This window comes from uncultured Dysgonomonas sp. (genome assembly GCF_900079725.1).
In the GTDB taxonomy this organism is placed as follows: Bacteria; Bacteroidota; Bacteroidia; order Bacteroidales; family Dysgonomonadaceae; genus Dysgonomonas.
Genome location: NZ_LT599032.1, coordinates 2372545 through 2389278 on the forward strand (window position 1 = coordinate 2372545; position 16734 = coordinate 2389278).

Sequence of the window (16734 nt, forward strand, 5' to 3'; positions counted from 1 at the left end):
TGTATTATAGCGGAAGCTGCCTTGTTTTTATTTCGTTTGTACAGGATACCTGTTTCCTTTATAGCTCTTGAGGATAGCACGTGTAGAACCAATATTCAACTTGGAATCCAGCCTCACCGGCATACGGTTGTTATCATTGGTAATATACACTTTCATAGCTTCTTTCTTATCGCTGAATGCATCATCCATAATACTCAGGGTCAGCTTTATACAGCTATATTTTCTATCATCATTAGCCTCAACGGTTTCTATTCCCTCATATTCTATCACCATATTAACTTTCTTCTTACCCGAAATAAAGTCTACCTTGGCAGTCTCCCCTTTCTTCATTGTGGAATAATTAAGGGTACGGGCATAGTATACGACACTCATCATATCATAAATACACGACTGGGATGTCAGAGTCTCGTTAAATTTAAAGTCTCCGTTTTTATGCCTTATTGCATTTATATTTACTTTATCACCCGTATAGGTATATGTTACTCTTTCCTGTGTATAGTCTTTTCCTTCTGCTGCATTCTTAATGTAAGCAAGAGGTACTAAATCTTTTGTCAGATAACACGACAGAGTATCGCTCAGGCTGAATATTTTCCTTACAGTACCCGTCGACTGAGCCATCAGTGTCATCTTAAGGGCATCCGTATTATTATACCTCTCTGCTACAGTCTTCAGTGTAGATATTCCGGCTTTTGTATGTATAAGACCGTATTTGAAGTATAAGTCATAAGTCATTTCTTCACCTGCCTGAAAGTAAATGTTATTTATTTTACACTTACCTTGGGCCTGCGACTCTATGCTGACTAAAACTAATAACATCAGCACTATTCCTGTAATTCTTTTCATCATACTCTTATTATTTAATCCGATCGGCATTAGTATCCACTGTTCATATTCTGTCCACTATTGCTTCTCGCCCCATATTGGGAATTATTGCTTCTGCTCGAATTCGGATCGGTCGAATTTCTCGATCTTTCTCTATTCTGCTGATTTTCTTGTTCTTCTTTTTCTTCGAGTTGCTTCCTCCTCGATTCTTTTTCCTGAGGCTTCTGCTTAGTTATTTCCAGAGGTTTCTGCTTCCCTAATGTAGCAGGGTCTATCACCCAGGCGTCATCGTCATAAACCTCCGAATAAGCCCTTACTTTATATTCCTTTGGAGAATAACAAACCATTTCCGGCTGTAAGCCTTTCTGGAAATCACCTGTATCCCATATTCCGTTATTATTGCTGTCCAATACAATGCGTACATAATATGACCCCGGATCAAGGTCTTTAAAGACTGCAATATTATCTATGACTCGTGCTTTACGAATTGGTTTATCCGACTTATCTAAAAGTTCCATAAAAGAAGGAATACTATCTATACCCGCAACCCTTATAGCAAGCTGTCCATACTGATCTTCGGCTTTTACTTTAAATTTCTGGTCGATCTTATTATTCCATAGTCCGTATATACTATATATAGAAGCTGAGTCTATTTGTATACGGTATTCATTATTATAACCCCATTTATTGCGGATAGTATATTTTCTCGGATTCACACTATCGGCTTCCAGTTGGAACGGAATATCATAATACACAGTGTCCCTCAACTGCTGCAATTTTATTTTGTTGGATAAAGTATCTGTAATAGGTTCCTCAAACAACAACGAAATACTTTTATATGTATCCCATGTAGAAGAAAGGTTATTTGCTATGTTCAGGAAAGTAATTTCAGGTTCGTCACTTTCTCCATCTTTTTTCTTTTTTTCTTTCTTCTTATCTTCTTTTATCGGCTTTCGGGTTCTGTCCATAAAGGTCAGGGTATCGGTTACCGGAAAGGATTGATTCAGCGTATCTGTCTTCAGGTAAGTAAGCCGGATAGACAATGTATCTATTGCCATCACCTCTTTATCCTTGATCCAATATGTAATAGTATCGTTCTTAGGGGTCCTCTCCATTATAAACCAGTCTCTATTTCCGTCAAAGTTCAACGGCTCCATCTGAGGCATCTCCGTAGGTGCTCCGAAGAAGAGAGACAGCTTATGCTGAATACGTTCATGTTTTTGTAAAAACTGACGCTGAAACCCTGACTTGAACGTCCGCAATACTATATTGTCGGGCAAAAAACGAGTATATTGTACAGCCACAATAGTATCTACTACTTTCTTTTCTTTATCTACATAGGTGGTATCGAAACGTGAAGCCCTTTCGGATGCCGGCTCTATGATAGTTTCCATAAAAGCAATGGCTTCTGACGGATTATCGTACATATAGTCACGGTTAGAATCATCCAGCGCATACAGCTTATATTTGCCGGGAGCAACACCGCGAATGGTAAAGTCGCCGGATTCATTTGTACGGGAAATGCGTTCAAACTTGGTTTTGGTAAAAGCGGTATCATTCAAGTTAGAATGAAGCCCGACATACATACCCTTTACAGGCTCCAGGTTATCTGCAGTCAACACTTTGCCCGATACGGCCATAGAGTCTACCACATCGCCAGTAGAGAAAGAAAAGGAAAAATTCTCTATCGGGTTCTTCTCATTGTTATCTACGATCGAATTTGTAAAGTCAATTGTATATGTAGTATTCGGTAATAAAGTATCTCTAAGCTCCACATTTACTTTCCTGTTTACGGTATTGATGACAGGGAATGCCTTCTGGGGCGGGGTAATGATTACATTTTCCGAAGGCCTTTCTATGGTAACATTTTCATCAAACTCGATGACTATCTTCCCTTTTTTCACTTGAGTTGCATTAAATCCGGGATTACTCCTTACTACCTTAGGGCCTTCCAGATCATAAGCACCTCCCGTTGGTGATGCCATATTGGCACAAGCTACTGCAATCAGGGAAATTGCAACTAAAATAAGCGAAAATAAGATATGCCTTTTCAAAAAATGTAACATCTGTTTTTCCAAGTTTTACGCAAAAATACAACGTTTTATACATAAATATGTCTCAAAGGACATAAAATAGCTTAAATCAGTCTCTAATCAGAAGCCCCCGAGCACGGAAAGCAGAAAATTCATGTGATCTATGCAACTGTCTAAAAGGTAACAAAAGTAACACAGAAAACAATGAATAATTAAGAATGAATAATTAACAATTTTTTCCTCGTAACCCGTAACTGCCCGCAGGGCGAAGTAACTCGTAACTAATTTTACAGTCATCAGTTAGCAACTTGTATCTCGTGTCTCGTTTACTCGTATCTCATATAACTTTCTACTTATTCCTAAAACTTCAAAGAGCTAAAAGCTATCGGCTATAATTATATAGATAAAGTTTTCGCCAAAACTCATATTCTTTTCCTAGCTGAATCCGCAAGTATTATCTGGCTTTCATTTCCCATATTAAACAACAAATCGATAATACTCATATTGGCAATGAATCCGAATTTTTGCCCAAAGACCTGATAATACGGTACAGGTAAGAAATCCGCATCCAACAGTTTCCAATCTTTTTTGGGATGGATCAGCTCCCTGAAATCGGATTCCGTATCCGTAAATTCGGTCTTATAAACTGCCGTGTGTTGTATTCGGGGAAGATTTATGTCCAGCAAGCGAAGAATCAGATTATTCAATTCTTCATTATAATCGAACAGAAAAGAGTATTTTTTATGATAGAACGGATAGAAATCATCTTGGTAATATTCGAAAAAAGGTGTCGAATTATAAGCCGATACAATAGCATTCCAGTGCATGTGTTGCCAGTTACCATGTTGGGCAATCCTGATATCTTTCATCAAAGTCTTATCTTTTGATGAATGTTCGACAGGAATAGACAGGGATATTTCTCCATTTGCCGAAACAATGGTACAACGGTTACGATATGTTTGCTTAATATAATTGTCGTTTTGCTCGATAAGGACACGGCCGGCAAGAAGAAACTTGGTATAATACTGAACCGGGGCAAGGTATGCTGAAGAAAGGTATATATCATTTAATCCCATCTGTCACTTATTTTATAGAAGAAAAACAACGTTCCGTCCTAGTACCGTTTTCATCCGAGCTATGCCAGATCAGGCTAGCCTTACCTACAATACTACTGAACGGAATGAATCCTATAGACCGTGAATCTATGGAATGAATACTGTTATCAGACAACATCCAGTAATAACTGTCTTCGAAAGTATAGTCGATCTGCTTTATTCCATCTATAACCAGTTCCCCGTTCTCTATTTTTACATCTTTTCCTTTCTGTTCCTGCAAAATCATCTGCTTATACATAATAAGGTTATTTTCATCCATATCTATTATTTTTCCTTTAAAGGGAATAAGGAACGTATGGCTTTTGAGCGTATCTTTTTTGCAGAGAACAAGTGTAAGCGAATCCGATAAACTTTCATTCAGCACAAATGCATCATATCTGCTCAGATGCGTAATCACACTATCACCCTGCACGGTGCCCAGAGGTACGGATATATGCAACTCTTTAGCTATGTCGTCCAGTTCTTTTTTGGCTGATACCTTAAAACTATATTCTTCCATTGTATTAGGGCAGCCCGAATACGGCCTTCCATTGATAATAAACAAGCCATTCTCTACCTGCAGAGAATCTCCGGGCAGAGCGACGCAACGGCTGAGCAAAAGACTCCGCTTATCCAGCGGTTTATCTGTCTCCAGCGGATTATTGAAAAGCACGATATCGTGCCTGCCCATACTGCGTGCAAAAAACCTTTTGTACGGCGCTTGTAAAGCTGCGGAGTAAGACTGAATACCGAATACGTTATCGAAGGTGAACGGGATACTCAATAAGGTTACCGGCATACGGATGCCATAGGCTGTTTTATTAATGAGAATCTTATCTCCTTTCAGCAATGTCGTCTCCATTTGTGAAGAAGATACAGAGAATGATTCTAGGAAGAATGTACGTACCAATAAAACAATGAGCAAAGTAACAAGAATTACTTTGCCCAAATAAACGTATATATTTTTCTTTTTTGAAGACATTATTTCATTCCCCAATTTATAGCCGGGTTTTATTTTTTGTTCCCCGATGTAAATAATCTGTTCCAGCGAATCTTACCACTAAACCATCCTTTATCCTTATCCAGAGACAACCATATAAATAATGGTTTACCCACCACATGGTCTTCGGGAACAAATCCCCAGGCACGTGAATCGGCTGAATTGTCACGGTTATCACCCATCATAAAGTAATAGTCGTATTTGAATGTATAAGAATCGGCCTGCTGCCCGTTGATATACACTTTGCCGTCACGGTAGTCAAAATCATTATGTTCATAATTTTTGATGCAACGGATATAAGCCGCAACTTTGTAATCCACATCAGTATCAAATTTTATAGTTTCGCCGCGCTTAGGAATCCACAGTTTAGGAAAATCACCCGAATAGCAATCCTGAGTCCATGTAAGAGGATATACATAGTCGCCGATATTAGTATCACGCTTAATCCCCGCTTTTTTCTTAAATTCATTCATTGGGAATACAGCCAGCACAAAGGGTTTTTCCTTTATTTTACTTACCATTGCTTTTGTCAGAGGAATCTGATATGCTAGTCCGAAACCGCCATTATTATACTTAAATCCGAGACTGGCCAGCCTCAGGCTGTCTGCACCGTCTATCCCCATGGGGTTAAAAGAATATACCATCTTCTGCCCCATACTGTTGGTATACAAATAGTCATCCTCGCTGGCTCCTAATTCTTCCAATATCTTTGGAGCTATCTCAGTACCGTCTGTCTGGATAAAATACAATAGCTGCATATTTTCCGGGTTGGCAATCGGCTTATCATTTATGTGAACAATATCATTTATTAGTTCTATAGTTTCTCCGGGTAATCCGACACACCGCTTCACATAATTTTCCCGTCTGTCTACAGGTCTGTATACTATATCTCCATATGTCCTTTTATCTCTCCAGACTATATCTCGTCCAACCCTCTTAGCCAGCGTGTAATAATCTCCATTCTGATAATTAAGTGCTACCGTATCCCCGGACGGATAGTTGAACACAACTATATCGTTGCGCTCTATGTGCCCTATACCTGTAAACCGTTTATATTCCAACTGCGGTTTTTCCAGATACGACTTAAATCCGCCAACAGGAAATGTATGCTGCATCAATGGAAGTGAAAATGGAGTCATCGGAGAACGCGCACCGTAACTAACCTTACTTACACAGAGGAAGTCTCCGACTAAAAGTGATTTTTCGAGAGACGAAGTCGGTATCTGGTAATTCTGGAAAAAGAATGTATTAATGATCCATACACCTACCAATGCGAAAACAATAGCATCTACCCAGTCGAGCACTTTCCTCACATGCGGATTCTTGGCATTGCGCCATGCTCCCCACGGGATAAATTTCGTAATATAGATATCTATAAAAACGGGGATAAGAATCAATACTCCCCAGTAACCTGTCCAGATAACAAATAAGACACACAATATGCAAGCAAGGATGGCATATATCCATTGTCTTACACCGGGTTTTCGTTTTTGCTGTGTGCTATCTTTTTTTGTGTTATTTTCCATATTGTAAGCAAAAGCAGGTCTACGACCTTATTTTAAAATTTAAGCATATCATCCATTCCCAGAAAGCCTTTTTTACCTTTGGTAAATTCGGCAGCAATCACTGCACCCAAAGCAAGCCCTTTCCGGCTTTTCGAATCATGTTTGATGCTTATTACATCAACTTCCGATTCGTATGTTATCTCATGTATTCCGGGAACTTCTCCTTCACGGATACTATGAATCACCAGATCTTCTTTATTTTCGGCTGTTTCCAGTGCCCAACGATCTTTCCACCCTATGTTTTCCAACACACCTTCGGCCAATGTAATAGCTGTCCCACTGGGAGCATCCAGTTTATGAATGTGGTGGGTTTCGTCGATTTTCACATCATAGTCGGGATAACTATTCATTATCCGTGCCAGAAACTTATTCAATACAAAGAAAATATTTACTCCCAGACTATAGTTCGATGCATAGAAGAAAGTCTGTCCTCCTTCCGAACACGCTTTTTTCACTTCATCCATATGTTCGAGCCAGCCCGTTGTGCCTGCCACCACAGGAACGTGTTCCACAAAACATTTCCTGTAATTATCTATCGCACTGTCAGGCGTAGAAAATTCAATCGCCACATCGGCACTCTTAAAAGCAGGAGAGTTGAAATCGTCCGGATTATTAACATCTATGATAGATACAATATTGTGACCTCTCGAAACAGCTATCTTTTCTATTTCATGTCCCATTTTACCATATCCGATGAGAGCTATATTCATATTTGAGTATTTGTTAAATTAATCTATAAAGCCTACAAATATACATAAAAACTTATTTCCAGAGGATTTCCCTTTTAATTAATCCTTGATTATAAGCTTTTTTAAGGCCAGAGGCTTATATACTTGCCCCCTAAGTAAATCGGTCAGAATAAGTTACAAACAGATACCTATCTTTAAAATCCGGGTACCAGTTAGTTAAGCCACCTAACCTACATACAAAAGGTTAGTCGCCCAGACTTCCGATTTCTTACATCGATTAGCTATTCTTAACACTACGACGCGCTCACTGTATCTTCTGGAAATCAGAAAATCTTTATCCCCAGATCTTTGATCTTCTTTATCTCCTTCACACTCTTCTTCCGAAAAACGAGAGCTGCAATGCAAATACCAATCGCCAGACAAAACAATAGTGAAGATGTAAGGATAAAATTGTATGCTGTATCCTGCAACAAAGACGAGCCTTCATCACTCGTTCCTTCTTCATATATCCTGATGCAACCAAGCATTGTGCGATAGGCGTATAATCCGGGAATCATCGTAATACAAGCCGGAAGCGTAAATACAACAGGCGGTGTATGTATGCGATGAGCACAATATATACCGGCAAGCCCGATGAACACAGTCCCACAAAGTGTAGAAGCGACCAAACCATAATCCGATTGCAACAGTGCAAAACGGATGCAATGCCCTACCCCTCCCAACAATCCTGCAATGAGCAAAGCTTTCCGGGGAGTCTCGAAAAGAAGCGCGAAGCCTATTGCCACAAAAAAGCTCAAAAATGCATCCCTTACTATATCTGTTATCATCTCTAAAAATTATTGATACCGATTAATGACATACTCATAAACATACCGATAGCTATACATAGCAAAATAAAGCCGCCGAATGCTCCACGCGCAATACCTGTGGGTATATACCCCTCCAGCAAATCTATAATACAATTTATCAACGGGACACCCGGTATAAGGAACAGCACAGCTGTTGCTACCGATATATCCGGCGATAAGCCGCAACCGAACAATACATTCATGCCGGAAACGGTTGTAGTCACAAAAGCAGAACATACAATAGCAACCATCAGATTAAATTTTTTCTTTATCATCTCCTGACGTACAGTAAGCCCCATAAGTGATGCTATAAAGGCAAAAGCCCCATCCACCCAGTCGCCTCCGGCAAGCAAACACAGGCAACCACATGCTACCCCTATAAAAACACGTATCAGCCATACAGGATGTTTCGGTGCCACTTTTATCTCATTCAGGCAATTTTCGAGCTCATCCAACGATATTTTATTCTCGAAAAGATCCCATGTGAGCAAACTGGTATTGGTCAACACACCGAAATGTGCCCCGTGATGTCTCACCCGCCTGTTTCCTGTCACTGTATTTTCGGGATTTTTACGATCTGTAACCGTTACCGATACAGCAGTAAAGGTGAGAAGTATCTCCACCTTATAGCAAGTCGTATCGGCAATACGCTGCACATTGCGGTTTATACGTTCACAGTGAGCTCCCGATTCCAGAAGAATTGTACTTACTTCCAAAATCAGATCTACAAATCTTGTAACGGACATACCTTTGTCCTCTGACGAAACATTTTCCATTTTGTTCGCTTTGTATAAATTAATCTCGTGGAGAATAAATAATTCAGTTAATTGTCTTGTGTAGTGCATCCTGTTATGCATACATAACTAAATAATACAACCTCAATAGTTGCATAAATCAGTTTTATCCGAACATGAATTTTTAATTCTCCGACTTGCCTCTAATCCTCGAAAGACAAAATCATACGATCATTGGCAGGTCTTCTGACTCACTCTTGTTTCTTGCAGCCTTCCCATTTTTCAGCTAACTTATAGCTTATCAAAATAGTGGCATTGGGTATCGCTCGAAACTATTCAAAAGAGTTTACAGCAGCGGGTCTGTTCAGGACTTACACCTGATTCCCTTTTCATTACTTATCCGAAGATGCGGACTTGTAACACCAATAATCGGATACAAAGTTGGAATAAAAAATTGAGATATTTTGAGATTATGAGAACAATTTTTCCGTATTCTTTAATTAATTATGAGGAAAACATTCTTTTATATCCTGATTATCAATACTATAATTCGTAAAGAAACCACTAACCAGAGTCAGATATTCAGGCAATAATCCGTTATTGCTCCATTTAAGTTCAATGTGAAGTAAATCCGTTGTCGTTTTCGCGATATCAAAGCCAAAAGATTCTAATGAGTGACGTATTTTATCAGGATAGCGGCATAGTTGCCCTTTAATCCGTGTACAATCGTTATCGGGACAGAGATGGCAAGTACCCGCAAAGAATGCTTTACTATCCGGATACTTAGATTCGAGCTTCAATAGCTGCTTATCTAGTTCGTGCCTTACATCAGCAATGATCCCAGCACCTGTCCGACGGCTTATTTCAGCCTCCACACATTTCAACCGTACATTTTCCGAGAGACTTATCTTCGTTCCTATAATATATACGCTTTCATAGCCGGATAGATAACCATCCATATCGAAATCATAGGGAGGACATGCCCAGCAATTATTATACTTATTGCATTGTTTGCAGAATACGATAAACTTACTTACATCCCTGTAATTTGTTATATAATCCGTTGCAGAAATATTCGATACAAAATTATTTATCAAGTACATCCTTTTATTAAAAAAGTTTTCAACAAAGGTATATTTATTTAAATCAATCATACCATTTAGAAAACTTTTCAACAATACCCAAAATTTATTTAGCTGATAATATGAAACTTAAAATTAGTTTTGGAAAACTTCAGTATTATTTTAAGATAAATAAATCTCATTTCTGAAAACCATATAAAAAAATAATTTACCTTTGTTGTCATATACGGTTCTGAAATAAAATCGGATGAAAAGGGAATCAGGTGTAAGTCCTGAACTATCCCCGTAGCTGTAAATTTCAAGAAAAAGCGAGGCTCTCACGCCACTGATTAACAGACAACTGAATATTGGGAAGGCGCCTAGCAGAGAAATGAGTCAGAAGACCTGCCGTGTATACATTCGTAGCTTTCGGGAGAAAAGCGATAGAATAGGATATGCGGTGACTTTACATCATTAATCTCTCTTCGCCTATTTTGCTCTCTTTCCCCGTCAGTTACATTGAAACAATGTATCATTAATTAACAATTGACTACGCGAAAGCGGGTCGAATACTTTCTTTTACTTATAACATAATACAACCATGATCCAGACAGTTGTAAAAAGAGACGGACGCATCGTCGGCTTCAATGAAGAAAAGATAATGGCAGCCATTCGCAAAGCCATGTTACACACCGAACAAGGAGAAGACTCTTCCCTGATAAGACGCATCACGGATTTTGTTTCTTGCCAGGGAAACGAACAAATGACTGTAGAACAAATTCAGGACATGGTAGAGGTGGAGCTGATGAAAAGCCCACGCAAAGAAGCCGCCAAGAAATATATCGCTTACCGCGATCAGCGGAGTATTGCCCGAAAAGCCAAGACCCGCGACATGTTTCTCGAAATCATAGAAACCAAATCGAACGATATCACACGCGAAAACGCCAATATGAACGCCGATACCCCGGCAGGAATGATGATGAAATTCGCGAGTGAAACAACCAAGCCTTTTGTCGACGACTACTTGCTGCTGCCGGAAGTAAAAGAAGCCGTCCGCCGAAATTATTTACATATTCATGACAAGGATTATTATCCGACCAAAAGCCTCACCTGCGTACAACACCCGCTAGATAAGATACTTCAACATGGATTCAATGCCGGACATGGCGAATCACGCCCTGCTAAACGTATTGAAACTGCAAGCATGCTCGGCTGTATATCTATGGAAACAGCCCAGAATGAAATGCATGGCGGTCAATCCATCCCTGCTTTCGATTTTTATCTGGCACCTTTTGTCAGGCGCAGCTTTATTGAAGAGATAAAAGTGCTGGAACAGATAAACGGACTTGACTACAAACACCTTTACGAAACACCGATAGAAGATTACCTATCAAAAAATTTGACAGGATTACAGGGTGACGAAAAAATTGTCCAGCATGCCATAAACCGTACTGTGAGTCGTGTACATCAGTCGATGGAAGCCTTCATCCACAACATGAACACCATACACTCCCGGGGAGGCAACCAGGTGGTATTCAGCTCTATCAATTATGGAACGGATACTTCTGCCGAAGGAAGGTGCATCATGCGGGAACTGTTAATCAGCACAGATGAAGGCGTGGGCAACGGAGTAACAGCCATTTTCCCGATACAGATATGGAAAAAGAAGCGGGGAGTAAGCTATTTACCAACAGACCGGAATTACGATTTATACCAACTGGCATGCAAGGTGAGTGCGCATCGTTTCTTCCCTAACTTCCTGAATCTGGACGCGACATTCAACCAACATGAAGAATGGAATGAGAACGATCCCCGCCGCTTTGAGTACGAGGTGGCAACAATGGGCTGCCGTACCCGTGTATTCGAAAACCGCTTTGGAAAGAAAACTTCGGTAGGCAGAGGCAATCTTTCTTTCTCTACACTCAATCTGGTACGCATTGCACTAGAATGCAGAAACATAGAAAACGAGAAGGAAAGAATCGTCTGTTTTTACAGGCAACTGGATCAGATGCTCGATCTGGCCGCTCTCCAATTACATCGCCGCTTCGAATTTCAAAAGACAGCTGCTCCCAAACAGTTTCCGTTACTTATGTCGGTGCTGTGGGAAGGATGCGAACAACTGGCAGGCGAGGATACGATAGAGAAAGTTATCAATCAGGGTACATTGGGCATAGGTTTCATCGGGCTTGCCGAGGCTTTGGTCGCCCTCATCGGCAAGCACCACGGAGAAGATGAAAATGCGCAGAAACTGGGTCTGGAAATAATAACATATATGAGAGACCGGGCAAATGAGTATTCTGATAAATATCAGCACAACTATAGTGTACTGGCTACTCCCGCCGAAGGGCTCGCCGGAAGGTTTACACGACGCGACAAAAAAGACTTCGGACTTATCGAAGGAATTACAGACCGGGAGTATTATACAAACTCAAACCATGTACCTGTATATTATCCATGTAGCGCACATCAGAAAGCCAAGGTTGAAGCTCCATATCACGATCTCACACGTGGTGGACATATATTCTATGTTGAAATGGATGGCGATGCCACTCATAATCCCGAAGCCATTATGACTGTCGTAGATATGATGGATAAATACAATATTGGCTATGCTTCGGTGAACCACAACCGGAACCGTTGCCTGAAATGCGGATACGAAAATGCTGCTACACAGATAAATGAGTGCCCTCGTTGCGGAAGTATGCAGATAGACCGTCTGCAACGCATAACAGGCTATCTGGTAGGTACTACCGATAGATGGAATAGTGCAAAACTAGCCGAACTTAACGACCGCATTGTCCATGAATAATAATATATCGATACTGAATATCATACGCGACACGACTGTAGATGGCCCCGGATTCCGGACTGCCATCTACGCTGCCGGATGCACACACCTTTGCAAAGGGTGCCACAATCCCCATTCGTGGAATATTGAGCACGGTAAAACATATCCTATCGATAATTTATTGGAGGAAATTAAAGAATCGGAGTTTGCGAATGTGACTTTTACAGGAGGTGATCCCTTTATGCAGGTAGAAGGGTTTACAGAACTGGCCCGACGGATCAAATCTGAAACAGATAAAGATATCTGGTGTTACACCGGGTATATATATGAGCAAATCATAAGGTCAGAAAGGCTATCCCGGATACTTCCCTATATAGATGTACTTGTAGACGGGCGATATGTTGAATCACTGAAAGACGAATCCCTTATCTTCAGAGGCAGCAGCAACCAACGGTTAATCGATGTCGAAAAATCATTAAAAAGTGCAACGGTCGTTATTTGGAATAATCGCCGTATAGAATTATCGCATATACATATGCAAAATAAATTTTCTACTGCCAGTCATATAGCTATTTAAGATAAAATAGCTACCTTTGTCACGGTTTTGGTGTCATCCTTTATGTTCTTGAAGGATGGTGAAAAGGGAACCGGGTGAGAATCCCGGGCAGACCCGCTGCTGTAAGCTCTTTTCAGTGAACTGTTAATACTAATCACTGATATTTTTGAACAAAACTTATAGCCACTGATTAACAGCCATCGATCATCAGTTATTCGTTATCATTTTTGTTAACTGTTAACTGCTCACTGTTGACTGAATATTGGGAAGGCGATTCAAAAACGGAGTAAGCCAGAAGACCTGCCAGAATTGATCAATTAAAAAGCTTTCGGGAAATAAGGCTTGAGAACCATAAAAAGATTCTCTCACTACAAGGTGAGGATTTATTATTATTTTTTCTGTTTCCTTAAGTTCCGAGAGCCATGTTTATTCTTTTTTAGAAGAAATTGGGCATGCTTTTTGTGATTTATATATGTGTCCAGTTTTAGATTATTGAAACGCCAAATTGAATTTAAATAATAACAAATGGAAGCATATAAAGATTTTAAAGGAACCAAGTGGAAAGAAAAAATCGAAGTAAATGATTTTATCTTAAAAAATTATACAGAATATACAGGGGACGAGTCTTTCCTGGAAGACGCAACAGAAGCTACTACAAAGCTATGGGATAAGCTAAGCGAGATGTTCAAGGTAGAAAAAGAAAAAGGTGTGTATGATGCCGAAACTAAAATCCCTTCACAGATCGATGCTTATGGTGCTGGCTATATCGACAAAGATCTGGAAAAAATAGTAGGTGTACAGGCCGACAAACCTCTCAAAAGGGCCATCTTTCCTAACGGAGGCCTCCGCATGGTACAGCAAAGCCTTGAAGAATACGGCTACAAACTGGATCCCGTTACAACAGAAATATTCTCAAAATATCGTAAAACTCATAACGAAGGAGTATTTTCGGCATATACCGACAGTATCCGCCGCGCCAGAAGCAACGGCTTATTAACGGGCCTACCCGATGCATACGGACGTGGTCGTATTATCGGAGACTATCGCCGTATCGCACTCTATGGCGTAGACCGGCTGATTGCAGAACGTGATAAGCGTTACAAGGAATGTGATCCTATCGTTATGACAGATGATTTGATCCGTCTTCGTGAGGAATTGAATTCACAGATTCAGGCATTGAAGGCATTGAAACGCATGGCTGCTGATTATGGGTTCGATATTTCAAATCCCGCAACTAATGCACAGGAAGCTATCCAGTGGACATACTTTGGATATCTGGGTGCCATTAAAGACCAGAATGGCGCAGCAATGAGTCTGGGGCGTGTAACCACATTCCTCGACATTTATATCGAACGGGATTTGAAGGAAGGCGTTATCACAGAGAAAGAAGCTCAGGAGATGATCGACCATTTTGTGATGAAACTCCGCATTGTTCGCTTCCTTCGTACAAATGAATATAATGAACTATTCTCAGGAGATCCTGTTTGGGTGACTGAATCTATCGGAGGTATGACAAATAACGGGCGCACGATGGTAACCAAAAACAGTTACCGTATGTTGCACACCCTGTACAATTTAGGTCCTGCACCGGAACCGAATCTTACAATCCTGTGGAGCGACCGCTTACCCGAAGCATGGAAAAAATATTGCGCGAAAGTATCTATCGACACATCTTCTCTCCAATACGAAAATGACGACCTTATGCGTCCGCAATTGGGAGATGACTACGGTATCGCATGTTGTGTATCGCCAATGCGTATCGGACAGCAGATGCAGTTCTTCGGAGCACGTGCCAACCTGCCTAAAGCATTGCTTTATACTATTAACGGAGGTAAGGATGAGAAAACAAAAGCTCAGGTATTGCCAAAACACTGGGTAGAAAAGATTTCGGGCGATTATCTTGAGTTTGATGAAGTATGGGAAAAATTTGACCGTACTCTCGACTGGGTTGCCGAAACTTATGTGAAAGCACTGAATATTATCCACTATATGCACGATAAATACTCTTACGAAGCTCTCGAAATGGCTCTGCATGATGTAGATATTGTACGCACACAAGCCTTTGGTGTATCCGGCCTATCTATTATCGCAGACTCGTTTGCCGCTATTAAATATGGAAGAGTACGTATTGTTAGGGATGCTGACGGAGATGCGGTAGATTATATACAGGAAAAAGATTATGTTCCTTTCGGAAACAATGACGATAATACAGACCAGTTTGCCATAGATATCGTAGAAACGTTTATGAAAAAAATCCGTAAACGCAAGATGTATAAAGATGCAATCCCTACTCAATCGGTATTGACGATCACATCGAATGTCGTTTATGGAAAGAAAACGGGAAATACGCCTGACGGACGCCGCGATGGTACTCCTTTTGCACCGGGTGCTAATCCAATGCACGGACGCGATACCAGAGGAGCAGTAGCATCATTGTCGTCTGTTGCTAAACTTCCGTTTGAGCATGCAAACGATGGTATATCTTATACATTCGCCATTACTCCAAGTACACTGGGCAAGAACCGCGAGGAAGAAGCTCAGAACCTTGCAGGATTGATGGATGGATACTTCTTACAAACAGGCCATCACCTGAATGTAAATGTGTTCGACCGTCAACTACTGGTGGATGCAATGGAACACCCTGAGAAATACCCTCAATTAACAATACGGGTATCGGGTTACGCGGTTAATTTCACCAAGCTGACTAAAGAACAGCAGCTGGATGTTATCAACAGAACAATCACAACTACTTTTTAAGTCCATATACAGCTAATAAATCAGGCAGTTAGAAATTTTCTGCCTGATTTTCTTCAATATGAAAGGTCATATTCACTCCCTTGAAACATTCGGCACCAAGGACGGGCCGGGCATCCGCTTTGTATTCTTTATGCAGGGTTGCCCTTTGCGTTGCCTCTATTGTCACAACCCCGATACATGGAAGCCAAATGAAGGGAAATATGAACTAACACCTCAACAGGCTTTAGACGAAGTAATGAAGGTGAAAGCATTTGTAAAAGGAGGTGTCACCGTTTCGGGCGGAGAACCTATGCTTCAACCGGAATTTGTATTGGAATTATTCAAACTGTGTAAAGCCGCTAACATACACACAGCCATCGATACGTCAGGATTTTTATTCAACGACAAGACGAAGGAGATCCTTACCTATACCGATCTTGTCTTATTGGATATCAAGCATATAAATCCCGATAAATATAAAGAACTAACAGCAAGGCCTCTTGAGCCAACCCTCAACTTTATAGAATATCTCGCCGAAATAAATAAACCGGTATGGCTAAGGTATGTCCTTGTCCCTCATTTTACAGACAACGAGAAAGATTTGCATCAGTGGGCACAATATGTAAGCCAGTTCAAGAATGTGGAACGGGTAGATATCCTGCCTTTTCATCAGATGGGAATACATAAATGGGAGCAGATCGGGCAAGAATACAAGTTGAAGGATATAAATCCTCCATCAAATCAGGAATTGAACAAGGCGGAAGCGATTTTCAAAAGTTATGGACTTAATGTATAACCTCTATTCTTA

The 16734-nt window shown here is 40.5% G+C and carries 13 protein-coding genes and 3 riboswitches; of the genes, 4 read left to right on the forward strand and 9 right to left on the reverse strand.

What is annotated here, in order from left to right:
• Nucleotides 1–27 precede the first annotated feature (27 nt).
• The 9 genes from QZL88_RS09755 to QZL88_RS09795 form a co-directional block, all read right to left on the reverse strand.
• A complete protein-coding gene (locus QZL88_RS09755) occupies nucleotides 28–846 on the reverse strand; it encodes a DUF3108 domain-containing protein (protein ID WP_296940605.1) in 819 nt (272 codons plus the stop codon).
• A 26-nt stretch (nucleotides 847–872) separates the two neighbouring features.
• Nucleotides 873–2888 carry an Ig-like domain-containing protein gene (locus tag QZL88_RS09760; protein ID WP_296940606.1) on the reverse strand — a complete coding sequence of 672 codons (2016 nt, stop codon included), beginning with the start codon at nucleotides 2886–2888 and terminating at the stop codon, nucleotides 873–875.
• Between the two features lie 389 nt (nucleotides 2889–3277).
• Nucleotides 3278–3931, reverse strand: a complete 654-nt coding sequence (locus tag QZL88_RS09765; protein ID WP_296940607.1) for a WbqC family protein — start codon at nucleotides 3929–3931, stop codon at nucleotides 3278–3280.
• Nucleotides 3932–3938: 7 nt separating this feature from the next.
• A complete protein-coding gene (gene lepB, locus QZL88_RS09770) occupies nucleotides 3939–4898 on the reverse strand; it encodes a signal peptidase I (RefSeq protein WP_296940608.1) in 960 nt (319 codons plus the stop codon).
• Nucleotides 4899–4960: 62 nt separating this feature from the next.
• Entirely contained in the window at nucleotides 4961–6475 is a 1515-nt protein-coding gene (locus QZL88_RS09775) for a S26 family signal peptidase (protein ID WP_296940609.1), read from the reverse strand.
• A 32-nt stretch (nucleotides 6476–6507) separates the two neighbouring features.
• The gene (dapB, locus tag QZL88_RS09780; protein WP_296940612.1) at nucleotides 6508–7224 is read right to left on the reverse strand and encodes a 4-hydroxy-tetrahydrodipicolinate reductase; all 717 of its coding nucleotides are present in this window, start codon (nucleotides 7222–7224) and stop codon (nucleotides 6508–6510) included.
• A 302-nt stretch (nucleotides 7225–7526) separates the two neighbouring features.
• Entirely contained in the window at nucleotides 7527–8030 is a 504-nt protein-coding gene (locus QZL88_RS09785) for a threonine/serine exporter family protein (RefSeq protein WP_296940613.1), read from the reverse strand.
• A gap of 2 nt (nucleotides 8031–8032) precedes the next feature.
• Nucleotides 8033–8827, reverse strand: coding sequence for a threonine/serine exporter family protein (locus tag QZL88_RS09790; RefSeq protein ID WP_296940615.1), 795 nt, complete (start codon nucleotides 8825–8827; stop codon nucleotides 8033–8035).
• 176 nt (nucleotides 8828–9003) lie between these two features.
• A riboswitch (cobalamin riboswitch) is annotated at nucleotides 9004–9227 on the reverse strand.
• A gap of 58 nt (nucleotides 9228–9285) precedes the next feature.
• Nucleotides 9286–9888: a DUF2284 domain-containing protein gene (locus QZL88_RS09795; protein ID WP_296940617.1), complete on the reverse strand. Its 603-nt coding sequence runs from the start codon at nucleotides 9886–9888 to the stop codon at nucleotides 9286–9288.
• A 189-nt stretch (nucleotides 9889–10077) separates the two neighbouring features.
• A riboswitch (cobalamin riboswitch) is annotated at nucleotides 10078–10274 on the forward strand.
• 173 nt (nucleotides 10275–10447) lie between these two features.
• On the opposite strand from QZL88_RS09795, the gene QZL88_RS09800 reads away from it, so the two are divergent.
• From QZL88_RS09800 to pflA, 4 genes are all read left to right on the forward strand, one after another.
• Nucleotides 10448–12655 carry an anaerobic ribonucleoside triphosphate reductase gene (locus QZL88_RS09800; RefSeq protein WP_296940619.1) on the forward strand — a complete coding sequence of 736 codons (2208 nt, stop codon included), beginning with the start codon at nucleotides 10448–10450 and terminating at the stop codon, nucleotides 12653–12655.
• The gene (gene nrdG / locus QZL88_RS09805; RefSeq protein ID WP_296940621.1) at nucleotides 12648–13211 is read left to right on the forward strand and encodes an anaerobic ribonucleoside-triphosphate reductase activating protein; all 564 of its coding nucleotides are present in this window, start codon (nucleotides 12648–12650) and stop codon (nucleotides 13209–13211) included. The genes QZL88_RS09800 and nrdG overlap by 8 nt, the downstream gene beginning before the upstream one ends.
• Nucleotides 13212–13222: 11 nt before the next feature.
• A riboswitch (cobalamin riboswitch) is annotated at nucleotides 13223–13513 on the forward strand.
• Nucleotides 13514–13715: 202 nt separating this feature from the next.
• Nucleotides 13716–15947: a formate C-acetyltransferase gene (gene pflB, locus QZL88_RS09810; RefSeq protein ID WP_296940623.1), complete on the forward strand. Its 2232-nt coding sequence runs from the start codon at nucleotides 13716–13718 to the stop codon at nucleotides 15945–15947.
• A 58-nt stretch (nucleotides 15948–16005) separates the two neighbouring features.
• A complete protein-coding gene (pflA, locus tag QZL88_RS09815) occupies nucleotides 16006–16722 on the forward strand; it encodes a pyruvate formate-lyase-activating protein (RefSeq protein WP_296940625.1) in 717 nt (238 codons plus the stop codon).
• Nucleotides 16723–16734: the final 12 nt, after the last annotated feature.